Annotated in this window: 12 protein-coding genes and 1 riboswitch; of the genes, 4 read left to right on the forward strand and 8 right to left on the reverse strand. The window is 58.6% G+C overall.

The window, feature by feature from the left end:
• The first annotated feature begins 595 nt into the window (after positions 1 to 595).
• Positions 596 to 1510, forward strand: a complete 915-nt coding sequence (locus FE781_RS02825; RefSeq protein ID WP_138788126.1) for a LysR family transcriptional regulator — start codon at positions 596 to 598, stop codon at positions 1508 to 1510.
• Positions 1511 to 1532: 22 nt separating this feature from the next.
• On the opposite strand, the gene FE781_RS02830 is transcribed toward FE781_RS02825, so the two are convergent.
• From FE781_RS02830 to FE781_RS02845, 4 genes are read right to left on the reverse strand one after another with little or no spacing between them, the layout of a single operon-like run.
• Positions 1533 to 2642: a nitric oxide synthase oxygenase gene (locus FE781_RS02830; protein ID WP_138788127.1), complete on the reverse strand. Its 1110-nt coding sequence runs from the start codon at positions 2640 to 2642 to the stop codon at positions 1533 to 1535.
• A 42-nt stretch (positions 2643 to 2684) separates the two neighbouring features.
• Entirely contained in the window at positions 2685 to 3347 is a 663-nt protein-coding gene (locus FE781_RS02835) for a potassium channel family protein (protein ID WP_138788128.1), read from the reverse strand.
• Positions 3348 to 3393: 46 nt separating this feature from the next.
• A complete protein-coding gene (locus FE781_RS02840; RefSeq protein WP_138788129.1) occupies positions 3394 to 4734 on the reverse strand; it encodes a TrkH family potassium uptake protein in 1341 nt (446 codons plus the stop codon).
• 31 nt (positions 4735 to 4765) lie between these two features.
• The gene (locus FE781_RS02845) at positions 4766 to 6112 is read right to left on the reverse strand and encodes a TrkH family potassium uptake protein (protein ID WP_138788130.1); all 1347 of its coding nucleotides are present in this window, start codon (positions 6110 to 6112) and stop codon (positions 4766 to 4768) included.
• Between the two features lie 87 nt (positions 6113 to 6199).
• Positions 6200 to 6357: riboswitch (cyclic di-AMP (ydaO/yuaA leader) on the reverse strand.
• A 233-nt stretch (positions 6358 to 6590) separates the two neighbouring features.
• On the opposite strand from FE781_RS02845, the gene FE781_RS02850 reads away from it, so the two are divergent.
• Positions 6591 to 8258, forward strand: a complete 1668-nt coding sequence (locus FE781_RS02850; protein ID WP_170209401.1) for a CPBP family intramembrane glutamic endopeptidase — start codon at positions 6591 to 6593, stop codon at positions 8256 to 8258.
• 69 nt (positions 8259 to 8327) lie between these two features.
• Here the strand turns inward: FE781_RS02850 and uvrC are convergent, their stop codons facing one another.
• Both uvrC and FE781_RS02860 read right to left on the reverse strand, forming a co-directional pair.
• Positions 8328 to 10211 (reverse strand): excinuclease ABC subunit UvrC, encoded by a 1884-nt coding sequence (uvrC, locus tag FE781_RS02855; protein ID WP_138788132.1) that lies wholly within the window; start codon positions 10209 to 10211, stop codon positions 8328 to 8330.
• Positions 10212 to 10334: 123 nt separating this feature from the next.
• Positions 10335 to 11015 (reverse strand): HD-GYP domain-containing protein, encoded by a 681-nt coding sequence (locus FE781_RS02860; RefSeq protein WP_138788133.1) that lies wholly within the window; start codon positions 11013 to 11015, stop codon positions 10335 to 10337.
• Positions 11016 to 11152: 137 nt separating this feature from the next.
• On the opposite strand from FE781_RS02860, the gene FE781_RS02865 reads away from it, so the two are divergent.
• A complete protein-coding gene (locus FE781_RS02865; protein ID WP_246068011.1) occupies positions 11153 to 12127 on the forward strand; it encodes a tyrosine-type recombinase/integrase in 975 nt (324 codons plus the stop codon).
• Positions 12128 to 12427: 300 nt separating this feature from the next.
• Here FE781_RS02865 and trxA read toward each other — a convergent pair whose 3' ends face one another.
• Complete coding sequence (gene trxA, locus FE781_RS02870) at positions 12428 to 12745, reverse strand: thioredoxin (protein ID WP_138788134.1); 318 nt, start codon at positions 12743 to 12745, stop codon at positions 12428 to 12430.
• 179 nt (positions 12746 to 12924) lie between these two features.
• On the opposite strand from trxA, the gene FE781_RS02875 reads away from it, so the two are divergent.
• Entirely contained in the window at positions 12925 to 13077 is a 153-nt protein-coding gene (locus tag FE781_RS02875; RefSeq protein ID WP_138788135.1) for a YqzM family protein, read from the forward strand.
• Positions 13078 to 13182: 105 nt separating this feature from the next.
• Here the strand turns inward: FE781_RS02875 and dnaI are convergent, their stop codons facing one another.
• Positions 13183 to 14130 carry a primosomal protein DnaI gene (gene dnaI, locus FE781_RS02880; RefSeq protein ID WP_138788136.1) on the reverse strand — a complete coding sequence of 316 codons (948 nt, stop codon included), beginning with the start codon at positions 14128 to 14130 and terminating at the stop codon, positions 13183 to 13185.
• Positions 14131 to 14151 lie beyond the last annotated feature (21 nt).

A 14151-nucleotide genomic window follows, 5' to 3' on the forward strand; every position in this document is an offset into this window, starting at 1 on the left:
CGGAAATCGACGGCTCTGGCGACATGTGTTTTCTTGGCAATGTCGGCCCCGACAACAAGAGTTGATTCGGTAATTTGTTGAATTCGTTGATTCTGTTTCCTGGCGTGTTTATACTTCATTGTAGAGTGCCTCCTGCGCTGGGATTTGTTCTTTGGTCGGAACGTTCCCCAGTATACAGAAGGTACTTTTTTCATTCAAACCTCGAATTCATTCATTACAGGAATGGCTCCCTATTTGTTTACGTGCCTGTGAAAAGCCACCATCCATTGTACCCCTGCCAAAATTGACCGTCAACCGCTTTCTCGGCGGCAAATCGGGAGCGTTCGACAGGCGTCCAGCCTTTCCCGATCCTCGGCTGTCCGCGATTAGTTTTGCCCGAAGGACGGAAGATCAGCCGGAATGTGGACGATTTGTGACACTATTCATCCTAACCTTGTTTCGCTTATAATGGAAGTGTCGATTTGACATATCTCTTTATGCACATTGTGCATATGAACGATGGAACAGGCGGACGAACGAATGCGGGACACCGTGCCTGCGCCATGAATCGGCGCAACCGTTCGGAAGCCGCACATCACAGAGGGGGATGACGTCCATGCAGGTAGAGGATTTGGACGTGCTGGTGGCCGCCGTCGAGCATAACAGCTTGAACAAGGCGTCCCAGGTGCTGAATTTGTCTCAGCCGGCTCTGTCGAGACGGCTCAGCAAACTGGAGGAACATCTCGGGGTAACGCTGTTCGAGCGCAAAGGCAAGCGGCTCGAACTGACCGCAGCCGGCCGGATGTGCTACGATCACGCGATCGAGCTCCGCCGGCTCAACCATAAATTCCAGCGAAATCTGAACGACTATCGCAACGGCGCTTCGCTCAGCCTGACGATCGGGGCCAGTCTGACCACCCTGCAGTCCACGCTTCCCGATCTCGTCACGATGTACACGCGGGAATTCCCGCACGCGGACATCAAAGCCCTGACGGGCAAGACGCACGAAATCGTGGCGATGGTCCGCGACAAGAAGGTCGATCTGGGCCTGATCGCTTCTTCGCTCGAATCGCCCGATCTGCAATGCGTGCCGCTGTTCGACGACCATCTGTGCCTGGTGCTGCCCGCCGGGCATCCGCTGCTGGCCTCGGGACCCGCGCCGGCTCCCAACATCCAATGGCTCGACGGCCTGCCGATGATCCTGTTCTCCCGCGGCGCGTGGTACAGAGTGCTGGTCGACGAATTGCTCGAAAGGTACGGCATCGCGCCCGATCTGCGGATGGAGATCGATTCCTTCGAGGCGACCGTGAGGATGGCGGCGACATGCGGCCTGGCGACGCTGCTGCCCCGCTCCTACATGCGCGAAGTGCTGCTGGACTACAACGGCCTGGAGATGCTGGAAGTGCCGGAGCTGAAGCTGACGACCCGCACGACTTCGCTGATCTTCCTGCGCAACACTTCGCTGGCGGCCGAAACGCTCGAATGGATCGGCCGGGTTCAGGCGCGCTTCTCGTCCCGCCTGGCCCCGTAAATCAGTCCAAAGGGGCATCGCATTAGCAGACGTTCTCCTGATCGTAGAAATTCGGAGGCACGATCGCGGGATCGTAGCTTTTGTTCCACATATGCGTCGTCGCCGGCGACATCGGCGGGATCAGCCAGGTCCAGTCTCCCGTCAGCTTTCGCCCCGCTGCGCATTCCTGCTCCTCGAAGCGGCGAAACTGCTCCGCCGCCGTATGGTGGTCGACGATGCTGACGCCCGCGGTTCTGTAGGAGTGGAGAACCGCGACATTCAGTTCGACGAGCGCGCGATCCTTCCACAGCGACACATTTGTGGACGTATCCAGTCCCAAAAGCTTCGCCACGTCCGGAAGCATGTCGTACCGGTACTCGTCGGCCAGGTTGCGCGCCCCGATCTCCGTTCCCATATACCAACCGTTAAACGGAGCCGCGGGATACGACACGCCGCCAATTTCCAGCCGCTTGTCCGACACGCAGGGAACGGCGTACCATCGCAGTCCGAGCTCTTCGAACGAGGACAACGTCGGATGCGTCAGCTTGACCTCCAGAACCAGTTCCTTCGGAATGTCGAACAGAACCGGCTTTACCCCGGCGGGCTGCAGGACAAGCGGAAGCACGTCGAACGGGCCGCCCGCGCCGCGCCAGCCAAGCCGCATGCACACCTCCGTCAACGCCAAGGAGGCGGGGTCGCCGATCACGCGGCCGTCCGCGCCTCTGTAACCCGCGTAACGGATCAACTGGTGATTCCAGATCCGCGGTCCCGCGGAAGCTCCGCCTCCCCCGCCGCTCGCCGGCGCGAATACGGTGATCGCCGGGCGGATGCGTCCGCCGTTGGTCGCGTAGGCGAGGTGGTCGAACAACGCCTGCGCCATGTCGTCCGCCGTCCGCGCGCCGCGGGCGTCGAACACTTCGAGCGTCTGCCAAAACAGCCGGCCGATGCAGCGGTTGCTGTTGCGCCAAGCCATCCGCGCGCCGTGCGTTAATTCCTCCGCCGTATGCGCATAGGTCCCGGTCCGCGCGATCTCCTCGCCTATCTGCCTCAGCCGACGATCCGCCTCCGCCTCCGTCTTGCCCAATTCGCGGTAACAAGTCCGGATAAACGCTTCCGCTTGCCCGTAAATCTGATGATTGGTCGTCGCATGCATACGTTTTGCCCTGTTCCCTTTCCGATGCCGATCCTCCGCCGCCTACCGGTTCACTTCTTCTTCGAAGGAGTCGATCTGTTCGTTGGTGCCGATCACGACCATGACGTCGCCGACATCGACGCGGTCTTCCGCCATCGGCGCGATGATGACGCCGCTGTGCTTGTTGATCGCCACGACGCTGCATCCGTGCTTGCGCCGGGGATCGAGATCCCGCAGCGTCCGGCCGGAAATCCGCTTCGAGACGGACAGCTCCGCAACCGTGTAATCTTTGGACAGCTCGATATAATCCAGCAGATTCGGCGACACGAGCTGATGCGCCACTCGAATCCCCATATCCCGCTCCGGATAAATGACCCGGTCGACGCCGATCCGCTCCAGCACCTTGCCGTGAAGCTCGTTCAGCGCTTTGGCCACGACCTGCTTCACGCCGAGATCCTTCAATATTAAGGCGGTCATGATGCTCGATTGGATATCGTCGCCGATCGCCACGATGACGCAGTCGAAATTGCGGATGCCCAGCGACCGCAGCACTTCTTCCTCCGTACAGTCGGCGACCACCGTATGGGTCAGCTTGTCCTGCATCTCCTGCACGACTTCTTCGTCGATGTCGATGCCAAGCACCTCGAAATCCAGGCGAACCAATTCTTTCGCGAGACTGGAGCCGAATCGGCCCAGACCGATCACAGCGTATTGCTTGTTTTTCATCGTTGATCTTTATCTCCTGTGGGATGATCGAACCCGCTCGGGGAGATCATCCGATTGTAATTTGGCCTTCAGGGTATCGGTACAGCTCCTTCTCGGGCTTCGGCTGCAAGGCGAATGCCAACGTCACGGGACCGAGCCGCCCGACGAACATCGTCACGGTGATGATCACCTTGCCCAGCTCCGACAGCCCGGGCGTCAGGCCCATCGAGAGGCCGCACGTGGCGAACGCGGAGGTGACCTCGAACAAGATCATCAGAAAATGCCGGTCCTCCAACGCCGACAGCAGCATCGTGATGATCGCGACCGTGCCGATGCCGAACAGCGTGAGCGTGATCGCCTTGTGAATGCGGTCCTTGGCCAGCCGGTTGCGGAACATGACGATATCCTCCTTGCCCCGCAGCATCGCCACCATCGCGCCGATCAGCACCGCAAACGTCGTCACCTTGATGCCCCCGCCCGTTGAACCCGGAGCCGCGCCGATAAACATCAGGATCACGATGAAAAATTGCGTCGCCTGGCGCATGCTGGCGATATCGAGCGTCGCCGTTCCGCCCGAACGCGGGGTGACTCCCTGGTAGAGAGAGGCCAGTATTTTGCCGGACCAGCTCAGCGGCTGGAGCGTGCTGCTGTTCGTAAACTCGAACACAAACACCACAACGGTGCCCGCCGCGATCAGGAAGGCCGACGTCGTCAGCACCACTTTGGAATGAAGCGACAACTGCTTGCGCTCGGGCCATTCGATGAGATCGGCCATGACGATAAACCCGATGCCGCCGAGAATCGTCAGCGTGATGCCGACCAGATTGACGATCGGGTCGTTCACATGCAGCGTGAAGCTGCGGAATTCTCCGAACAGGTCGAAGCCGGCGTTGTTGAAGATCGAGACGGAATGGAAGATGCCGAAATAAACCGCGCGGCCGACGGACATGTCGAACGACCAGCGAATGGCGAGCAGCAGGGCGCCGACCGTCTCGATGACGAACGAGTACAGAATAATCTTGCGGACGAGCCGGACCAGACCGGACATGTCGTTCTGGTTGAGCGCCTGCTGCAACACGAGCCGGTCCCTCAGCGAGATGCGCTTGCGAAGCATCAGAGCGAACAGCGTGGACATCGTCATGAAGCCGAGACCGCCGATCTGCATCAGGATCATCAGCACGATTTGGCCGAATATCGAGAAATACGTGCCCGTATCCACGGTGACCAAACCCGTGACGCAAGCGGCCGACGTCGCCATGAACAAGGCGTCGATCAGCGGCAGCCTCGTTCCCTCCTGCGAGGAGATCGGCAAAGACAGCAGGAACGCGCCCGTCCAGATGACCGCGAGCATGCCCAGCACAAGCACCTGGGAAGGCGATAGCCTTATCGATTTTTTTGCAGGCCGCATATGAACCCCTTCTTCCGCAATCGCCAATCGTTTATCCGATCGTGATTCTGCCCTCCGGATACCGGTACAGCTCCTTATCCGGCTTCGGCCGAAGGGCGTACGCGAGCGTCACCGGTCCGAGCCGTCCGGCGAACATCGTCAGCGAGATCAAGATTTTGCCGATGTCCGTCAAATCCGGCGTCAGCCCCATCGAAAGCCCAACCGTTCCGAACGCGGACGTGACCTCGAACAAAATCATCAGAAAGTGATGATCCTCCGTCGTCGACAGCGCCATCGTCATGACGACGACCAGCAGCAACGCGAACATCGTCAGCGTGATCGCCTTGTAGATGCGCTCCCCGGCCAGCCGGTGCCGGAACAGCACCACATCTTCCTTGCCCCGGATCATCGCCAGCATGGCCCCGATCAGCACGGTAAATGTCGTCGTCTTGATCCCGCCGCCGGTCGATCCCGGGGAGGCGCCGATAAACATCAGCAGCACGATAAAAAATTGCGTCGCCTGGCTCAATCCCGCGATGTCGATCGTATTGGCGCCGGCCGTCCGCGGCGTCACCGACTGGAACAGCGAAGCCCAGAATTTGCCCGACACGTCCAGGCTGCCGAGCGTCTTGCCGTTCGAATATTCGAGCGCGAAGATGACGACCGCCCCGACGGCGATAAGGAATCCGGTCATGCTCAGGACGGCCTTGGAATGCAAGCTCAGCCTGCGCCGCTTCGGAAACTCGGCGAGATCGGACAAAACCGCGAAGCCGAGGCCGCCGGAGACGATCAGTCCCATCGCGACCAGATTGACGACCGGGTCGTCCGCATATAGCGTCAGACTGCGGAACTCGCCGAACAAGTCGAAGCCGGCGTTGTTGAACATCGAGATCGCATGCCACACGCCGAAGTAGACGGCCCGCCCCGGCTCCATGTCGAACGACCACCGGATCGCGAACAGCAGCGCGCCGATCCCCTCGATCGTCAGCGAATAGATCGCGACCTTGCGGATCAGCCGGACGATGCCTTCCATACTGCCCTGATTCATCGCTTCCTGCAGGATCAGCCGCTCCTTGAGCGTGATCCGCTTTTTGAGCAGCAGCGCGAACAGCGTGGTCATCGTCATGAAGCCGAGGCCGCCGACCTGGATGAGCACGGCCAGCACCGCTTGGCCGAATACAGAGAAGTAGGTCCCCGTATCCACGACGACAAGTCCCGTCACGCAAGTGGCGGAGGTGGCCGTAAACAAAGCGTCGAGCAGGGGCAGTCGTTCGCCGGAGCTCGATGAGACGGGCAGCGTCAGCAGCAGCGCGCCGATCCAGATGATAACGGCGAAGCCCAGCACGAGAATTCTCGGCGGCGTCCATTGAAACTTGCGCAATCGCGATGACGTGCTCATCGGATAATTCCTCCCGGCGTACAACCGCCGATACACGCGTCATAAACACAAAACGGCACTGGATACCCAATGCCGTTAACGGTAGCGGTCTCCTGACATTAAAGCCTACGAGGTTAGCTGACGGATTCGGGTCGACAGGCCCCCTATTCGCGGCGTTTGCGCGAAATTCACCCCGGCTGGAAATCGATAGACTTCCATTAACATGGTTCCCCCGTTTTCAAACAGAAATTCGGCTTGTTATTCGATTCGCAATATGACTACGATTATAAGTCAGCGGCGTTTCGGGGACAAACGCCGTGGAACGCGGATTTTCGCCGTAATCGCAGGACTAAGCGGACTGTAAGCGATTTTAGCGGGTGATAAGTCGTGAAATCGAGGGAATGGTAAGGCTATCGCTTCTATTGGCAACTTCGCTTTGCGTATGATACGGTAAGGGATGGAATCCTTTCCCTTGCCATTGATAAAAGGAGTCGTGCCCATGACCTCGACCTCATCCCCGAAAAAGTTGTCGCTTACGTTGCTCGCCGTCGTCGGCGTCATCCTGTACGGCGTTCTGACGTTTATGCCGTTGGGACCCTCCGGCGACGCGGCCGAGCTTCCGTCCGTCCACGACCGCATCGGGAAGGACGCCGCGCTGGACAAGGCGCGGGAATTTGTCGCCGAACTCGAATCGCCCGGGGAAGCGAACGCGGCGGCGGCCCAGATCGCGTACGACACGAACAAACACATGAACGGATATCTCGTCCGGTACGGCTTGGAAAGCGAATACGCCGGACATTATGCCGACCGGTACCCGCTCGAATACTACAAAGCCGAATTTGAATCGGATCGTTTCCGCTATTACGTCTACGTCAGCCTGTTTGAACCGAAGGTGATCGGCTGGGTGAAAGAAACGAGCGGCAACGCTCAGGAAGACCGCCAGACCGAGGAGAAGCTCGCCCGCGAGTATTTGCGCGCCAAGGGCATCAATCCGGATACGTCCGAGCTGCACGTTCGCACCCCGCAATCGGCGCTCGAACCGGACCTCGGGGCGTTCTCACCGCGGAAAGCGTACCGGTTCACGGAAACGTCCGCCGTCGTCGGGGAGGCGGAGCTGGTCCGCACCGTGTACATTCACGATGGGCAAATCGTCGGATACCGGGAAGGCTTCGAGCCTCCGCTGCACCATCGCGACTGGCAGGAGCGGCAGGACGGTATATCGGCGATGCTGTCGCTTGCCTTTTACGGCCTGCTGCTGGCGTTTTGCCTGACGGCGTTGATCTTGGCGATCATCAACCGCAAGCAGGCCTCGTTCACGAGAGGAGCGGCGCTTTCGATCGTCGTCGGCATCCTGACGCTTCTGCACCACTGGAACATGTCGCCCGTGCTGCTGGCGATGAAGGGCGACGTCTTCTACCCGGACATCGTCGAATGGATCGAGACGGCGTTTACGATGAGTATCGAGCTGCTGCTGATCGTCGGCTTGTACTTTATCTTCGTCGCGGGCGAAGAGATGACCCGCCAGGTCGGCTGGAATCTCTGGACGCATCCCCGCTCGCCGCGCTTCGCAGAAGAAACGATAACCGCGATGAAGCGCGGGTACAAGATCGCCTTGTTTATGATCGGCGTTCAGGCCTTCATGTTCTTCGTGGCGGAATCCTACTTCGGCATGTGGAGCATCAACGATCCGCAGACGTCCTCCCTCAACCTGCGGTTCATATGGCTTTATCCGGTTGTGGCCTGGATCGCGGCGTTTCAGGAGGAAGCAATCTTCCGGCTGTTCGGCATCAGCATCGTATACCGGATTACCCGCAGCAAATGGGCGGCCGTCATCCTGACCAGCTTCGTCTGGTCGATCGGACACGCCGCTTACCCGCTTTACCCGTTCTATACGCGAATCTGGGAGGTCACCCTGTTCGGATTGCTGTTCGGCTTCGCTTACCTGCGGTACGGCTTCTGGACGGTCGTGTTCGCGCACGCCGCCGCCAACAGCCTCATGACGGCGGTCGAGCTGATCACGATCGAGCCTTCGCCGATCCATATCGCCTCCGCCGCCGTATTTGCCGCTTCGCCGTTTCTGGTTGCGCTGGCCATGTCCGCCTGGACGAAGCGGCGTTCCGGACGGGGCGCTCCGACTCCTCCCGCCATGCCGAATCCGCCGGCATGACGCATTCCAAGACAAAACGGCTTCGCCGCCCTGGGATTTCCCAGGACGGCGAAGCCGTTTTAGCTTCCCTCACGATTCCGCCCGGCCTCCGGCCGAAGCCCCGTACGGCGCCGCACCTTCGGCGACCTGCGCGGGCATCTCCGCGCCCCCGTCGGACTTCGCCTCCTCCTCGCGCAGCGCGAGGAGAATTTGCTTCGCCAGCTTGTCGCCGATGCCGATCTCGCGGTACTCGTCGATGGACGCTTCCCTCATGCGGGCGATCGAGCCGAAATGCTTCAGCAGCAGCTTGCGCCGTTTCTCGCCGATGCCGGGGATCGCGTCAAGCCGCGACATCGTCATCGATTTGCCGCGCGTCTGGCGGTGGAACGTGACGGCGAACCGGTGCACCTCGTCCTGAATGCGCTGCAACAGATAAAATTCCTGGCTGTCGCGCGCGAGCGGCACCGGCTCCGGCGGATCGCCCGTCATCAGTTGGGCGGTCCGGTGCTTCGCGTCCTTCACGAGGCCGCAGACCGGGACGAACAAGCCAAGCTCGTTCTCCAGCACGTCGATCGCCGCGGAGATTTGCCCGCGTCCGCCGTCGACCACGATCAGATCGGGCAGCTCGAGCCCTTCCTTCAGCACGCGCTCGTACCTCCGGCGGATGACCTCCCGCATCGATTCGTAATCGTCCGGTCCCTGCACGGTGCGCAGCTTGTATTTGCGGTACTCCTTTTTGCTCGGCTTGCCGTCGACGAACACGACCATCGCCGACACCGGACTGGTCCCTTGAATATTGGAGTTGTCGAACGCTTCGATCCGGCGGATCGGGCCGATGCCCAGCAGTTCGCCGAGATTGGCCGAAGCCTGCACGGTCCGCTGCTCGTCGCGCTCGATAAGCCGGAACTTCTCCTCCAACGCCTGCCGGGCGTTCTCGACCGCCATGGCGACCATCGATTTTTTGGCCCCGCGCCGCGGCGTCAGCACCTTCGTCCCGAGCCACTGCTGCAGCCCTTCGGCCGCGTCCTCGCCTCCTTCGCCAAGCTCCGGCAGCAGAATTTCCCTCGGCAGAGCCGGGTTCTCGCTGTAATATTGCGAGACAAACGTCAGGAAATCCTCCGCCTCTTCGCCGTAGAAGGGAAACGACGTCGCGTGGCGCTCGATCATTTTGCCTTGGCGCATATAGAGGATCTGGACGCACATCCAGCCCTTGTCGACCGCGTAGCCGAATACGTCCCGGTCCGTCACGTCGGCGGTCGTAATCGCCTGTTTGTCCATCAGCAGGTCGATCTGATGAATCTGATCGCGCAGCTCCTTCGCTTTCTCGAACTCAAGCGCCTCCGCCGCCTCCATCATTCGGGCGGTCAGCTCTTCCTTGATCGCGCCGGCGCCGCCGTTCAAAAACCGCGAGATTTCCGCGATCATGCGCTCGTATTCATCGGGAGAAACTTCGAATTCGCACGGAGCGACGCATTGGCCGATGTGGTAATACAAACAGACCTTGTCCGGGATCGTTCTGCACTTGCGCAGCGGATACAGCCGGTCGAGCAGCTTCTTCGTCTGCTGGGCCGCGTAGCCGTTCGGGTAAGGGCCGAAATATTTCGCCTTGTCCTTCACGACCCGGCGCGTCACCTCCAGCCTCGGATGACGCTCGTTCGTAATTTTGATATACGGGAACGTTTTATCGTCCTTCAGCAGCACGTTGTAGCGCGGCATATGCTGCTTGATCAGGTTGCATTCGAGGATCAGCGCCTCCATATTGTTTTTCGTGACGATATATTCGAAATCGGCAATCTCGCCGACCATCTTCTGCGTCTTGACGTTATGGCTGCCGGTAAAATACGACCGGACGCGGTTTTTGAGCACCTTCGCCTTGCCGACGTAGATGATGGCGCCGTCCGCGTTTTTCATCAGGTAACAGCCCGGTTTGTCCGGCAGCAGCGCCAGCTTGTGGCGGATGATCTCATTAGCCAACGTCCTGTCCCCCTCTCCTCCATCCCTTTATTCTCTTTATTATAAAAAAGAAATCCCGCCGTTCCAATGGGAACAAGCGGGTCGCAACGGACGGGGCCGCACGGAAGAAACGAACCGGGCCGATCACCCTTGAGTGTCCGCCCTCTCTTCGTGCCGTGTCCGCGAGGATTCGTTCGCCTGAATCTTGATCGGATATAAATACTGCACATCCTTGACGATGGCTTCGAATTGGAGGACGATCGCCGTGTCGAACTGCGTTCCCCCGTGAGCGATCAGCTCCGTGACGGCTTCTTCTATCGTCCGGCGCTTGCGGTAAGGCCGTTCCGAGATCATGCTGTCAAAGGCGTCGACGACGGAGCAAATGCGGGCGAACAGCGGGATGTCCGCGCCCTTCAGACCTGCGGGATACCCTGTGCCGTCCCACCGTTCGTGGTGGTGCCTGACAATTTCGATAACCTCCCGATCGACGGAGGTCGTCCTCTCCAATATGTCCGAGCCGATCTCCGGGTGAAGCTTCATCAGGCGCCACTCCCGGTCGGTCATCGGCTTCGAGCTGTTCAGGATCGAATTGGGAATCATGAGCTTTCCGATGTCGTGCAAGCAACACCCTGTCCCGAGCTGGGCCAGTTCTTTTTCCGTCAGCCTCATGGCGGTTCCGAGCATGTGCGCGAGCTTGGCCACCCGAATGCAGTGCGTGTAGGTCGGAGCGTGCTTGTTCTTCAGCATGTTCTTCCATCCGGGCACATCCGAGCTTGGACGAACCTTCCGAACCGGCGATCCGACGACCGTCAACCCAGAATTCATAGCAACCTCCTAGATGAGAACTTTTCCCAGACCCCTGTCTTACCGATAATAGTTATCGGATAGAGTTTGTCGGTGGCGATTCCGCTCGAGTCGTACAACGACAGTTATACGACATTGGATGAAAGGGGAAACGGCCTATGAGCGACTATCCAGCGATGGCGGTTTTGGCGGGAAGGCAACACGCGGAACCCGTACAGCAGGGAGATCATATCGAGGACGATCAAATTGTGGAGATGTTTTTGGCAGTCAGCGGACTGTCGGACAACACCGTCAAAAGCTACAGACGCGCAATCACGCTGTTTCGAAGCTTCATTCCGAATAAACCGTTAAGAGACGTGACTTGGAAAGACATCGAGGCCTTCAAGCTGGGGCTGATCCGGGGATATGCCAGCTATTCCGGCAAGCCGTTGTCGGCCGCCAGCGTATCGGCGATCATCGCCCCGTTGAAATCGCTGTTCAAATGGGGAAGCGACGGGAACATCGGACTGTTCAGCCGGAATCCGACCTCTTCCGTGCGAACGCCAAGCGTGCCGGTAACGAGTTCCAAGCATTATTTGACGAAAGACGAAGTCGGAAGACTGCTCAAAAGGTTAAGGCTGCAAAACCGTCGAAACTTCTTGATCGGACTTTCTCTGGTTACGTTGGGGCTCCGCGTATCGGAACTGGTTGCGATGCGTTGGGAGCATTTCCATCGGGATCTGACAGATACGTCCGTATGGTTGACGGTGGAGCGGGGAAAAGGCGGCAAAGCGCGAAGCATCAAGGTTCCCGGACACCTGTGGCGATTGTACGAGGAGTACCGCTCGGAAGCGGGAACGGACGGCGTTCCATTAAAAAACGGGCTTGTCTTCCCCATCTCGGTCCGGCAGGTCGAGCGGATTATCGGCAAAGCCGGCGAGTCCATCCTCACAAAAAAACCGACGCCGCATTGGCTGCGGCACACCAGCGCGACGCTTGCTTTGCTGACTGGAGCAACCCTTCAGCAAGTGCAGGAAAACCTGGGCCATACGCACATCAACACAACCCAGCGGTATTTGCATACCGTCGATCAAATCAAAAAAGCCGCTCCCGATTTCGTGGAGGAAGTCCTGTTGGATTTTATCGATTTATGACGCTTCAGCCCTTCGACCCAAATAAAAACATGGCAAAAATAATCAAAATGTGTTGAACATCAAGACCTTTTAACCTACAATTTAACATGATCAGGAAAAAATCTGTTCCAATGTCGTATAACTGTCGTTGTACGACTTCCCTTTATATTACCCTTTTTAACCATTTTTTACTTCCCATAACCATTGGGAATGCGCTGGCCGGCGCTCGCTCCGAGCAAAAACCGGCTTTTTATATGCCGTTTTTGGCCGCAAAAAAACCGCCACTCCGAAGAGTGACGGTTTCGTGCAAGCCGTCTTCAATTACAGATGGCGGTTGATGACGTTTTTGAGGGCGTCCTTCGATTGGAAGCCTACAACTTTGTCAACCGGCTGGCCGTCCTTGAACAGGATCAGCGTCGGAATGCTCATCACGCCGAAGCGGCCTGCGGACTCCGGATTTTCGTCCACGTTGACTTTGGCGATTTTAACTTGACCGCCGATTTCTTGATCCAGCTCCTCCAGAACCGGAGCGATCATTTTGCAGGGTCCGCACCACGGGGCCCAAAAATCGACAAGAACCGTACCGCTGGTTTCGACTTCGGATTTAAACGATTGGTCCGTCACTTGCGCGATAGCCATTGTCGTCTCTCCTCCACTTATTTTTTCTTTTAGAGTATACCACAACCTGCCCGTATTTCATAACGAACCGAAACCGGAAGCGTATTGTTGAAAAATTGTCATTTCCTCGGCTTTACATAAACCGAACATGTTGGGTATACTAACGGTATTAATGCGTATGCGCGTTGGGGGTTAGACTCATGAGCGAAGCAAAGGCTTATCATCCCGAGGAACACGTTAACGAAGAACCTCGCAACGACTTGATCGACGTCGGCATGGGCTTTATCGTTACGTTCGGCTTTTTCCTCCTGATCGCCGTGATTTTTACGGTTATCGAAATCATGACGCAATAAGAATTCAGCGGCAGGCTGCCGGTCCGGCAAGGACGGGGGCCTGTTTTTTTCAGATTCGAAGAAGCCGCTCCCGCATCGCTCCCCCGTCCGGGCGGCTCCCCGTGTTCAAGCTCCCCGCATATTCCGCCCCAGCACTTCGACGACTTCCACGTAAGGCCGGATGCGGTCCATCAGCCGCTGGCCTTTGTACTCCTCTTCGCCGTCCCGGCTCGTAAAGCTGAAATGCTTCTCCAGCTCGTCCAGCGTATGATTGGACGTAAATACCGTCGGTTTGCGGTTCATCCGGTAGTTCAGGATGGAGCCCAGCACATGGTCGCGCACCCAAGGGCTGAGATTTTCCGCCCCGATGTCATCGAGCACAAGCAGATCCGCATTTTTCAGCGCCTCCAGCGTCTCGGCCAGCCGTTCGCCGTCGCCGATCATATTTTTCAAGTCTTCGACGAACTCCGGCATGTAGACGATCGCTCCGGAGAAGCCCGACTTGGCCAATTCCTGCAGCACGTAACCGGCCAGATACGTCTTGCCCGTGCCCAGCTTGCCGACCAGATACAGCCCTTTCTTCTGCAAGCCTTCCTTCTCCGTGCGGTCGATGTACTGCACGATCCGGTGCACGGCGGCTTCGCGGTCGGGGTCGCGGTCCATCATCTCGGCCAGCGAGTACTCCTCCGACAGTCCGGCGTAATCGGCGTGGAAGCTGCGGATTTTGTTGCGGATCATCTCCTGGCGCTCATGGGCAAGCTGCTTTTTGCACGGCACCTTGGCGTCATACAGCACCGCGCCGCTGTCGGTCATGCCGACCGTCAGCTTCGTGTAGTGGCCGGGGAAATCGTTCGGACACGCGGAGAGGCCGGGACACGCCGTGCAATTCCTATATTCGACAGCGTACTGGTGCAGCTTCGGCACATTTTGCTTCAGGATCGCTTCGCCCAGCTCGGGGTGCTTGGCCGTGAATTTCGCCACTTCCGGGTCGGCCAGCACGCGCCTCGCCTGTTCCTCAACCTTGCTGCGCCAATTGCCGGGCATCCCTCGCAGCAGATCGGATAACGATTCCACCTTGGCTCCTCCTCCGTTCCC

The sequence above is a fragment of the Paenibacillus thermoaerophilus genome, assembly GCF_005938195.1.
In the GTDB taxonomy this organism is placed as follows: Bacteria; Bacillota; Bacilli; order Paenibacillales; family Reconciliibacillaceae; genus Paenibacillus_W; species Paenibacillus_W thermoaerophilus.

What these genes read in the sequence shown, in the direction of transcription:
- FE781_RS02825 (WP_138788126.1), top strand. Translation starts at nt 596, where the DNA reads ATGCAGGTAGAGGATTTGGACGTGCTGGTGGCCGCCGTCGAGCATAAC.
- FE781_RS02830 (WP_138788127.1), bottom strand. Translation starts at nt 2,642, where the DNA reads ATGCATGCGACGACCAATCATCAGATTTACGGGCAAGCGGAAGCGTTT.
- FE781_RS02835 (WP_138788128.1), bottom strand. Translation starts at nt 3,347, where the DNA reads ATGAAAAACAAGCAATACGCTGTGATCGGTCTGGGCCGATTCGGCTCC.
- FE781_RS02840 (WP_138788129.1), bottom strand. Translation starts at nt 4,734, where the DNA reads ATGCGGCCTGCAAAAAAATCGATAAGGCTATCGCCTTCCCAGGTGCTT.
- FE781_RS02845 (WP_138788130.1), bottom strand. Translation starts at nt 6,112, where the DNA reads ATGAGCACGTCATCGCGATTGCGCAAGTTTCAATGGACGCCGCCGAGA.
- FE781_RS02850 (WP_170209401.1), top strand. Translation starts at nt 6,591, where the DNA reads ATGACCTCGACCTCATCCCCGAAAAAGTTGTCGCTTACGTTGCTCGCC.
- FE781_RS02860 (WP_138788133.1), bottom strand. Translation starts at nt 11,015, where the DNA reads ATGAATTCTGGGTTGACGGTCGTCGGATCGCCGGTTCGGAAGGTTCGT.
- FE781_RS02865 (WP_246068011.1), top strand. Translation starts at nt 11,153, where the DNA reads ATGAGCGACTATCCAGCGATGGCGGTTTTGGCGGGAAGGCAACACGCG.
- trxA (WP_138788134.1), bottom strand. Translation starts at nt 12,745, where the DNA reads ATGGCTATCGCGCAAGTGACGGACCAATCGTTTAAATCCGAAGTCGAA.
- FE781_RS02875 (WP_138788135.1), top strand. Translation starts at nt 12,925, where the DNA reads ATGAGCGAAGCAAAGGCTTATCATCCCGAGGAACACGTTAACGAAGAA.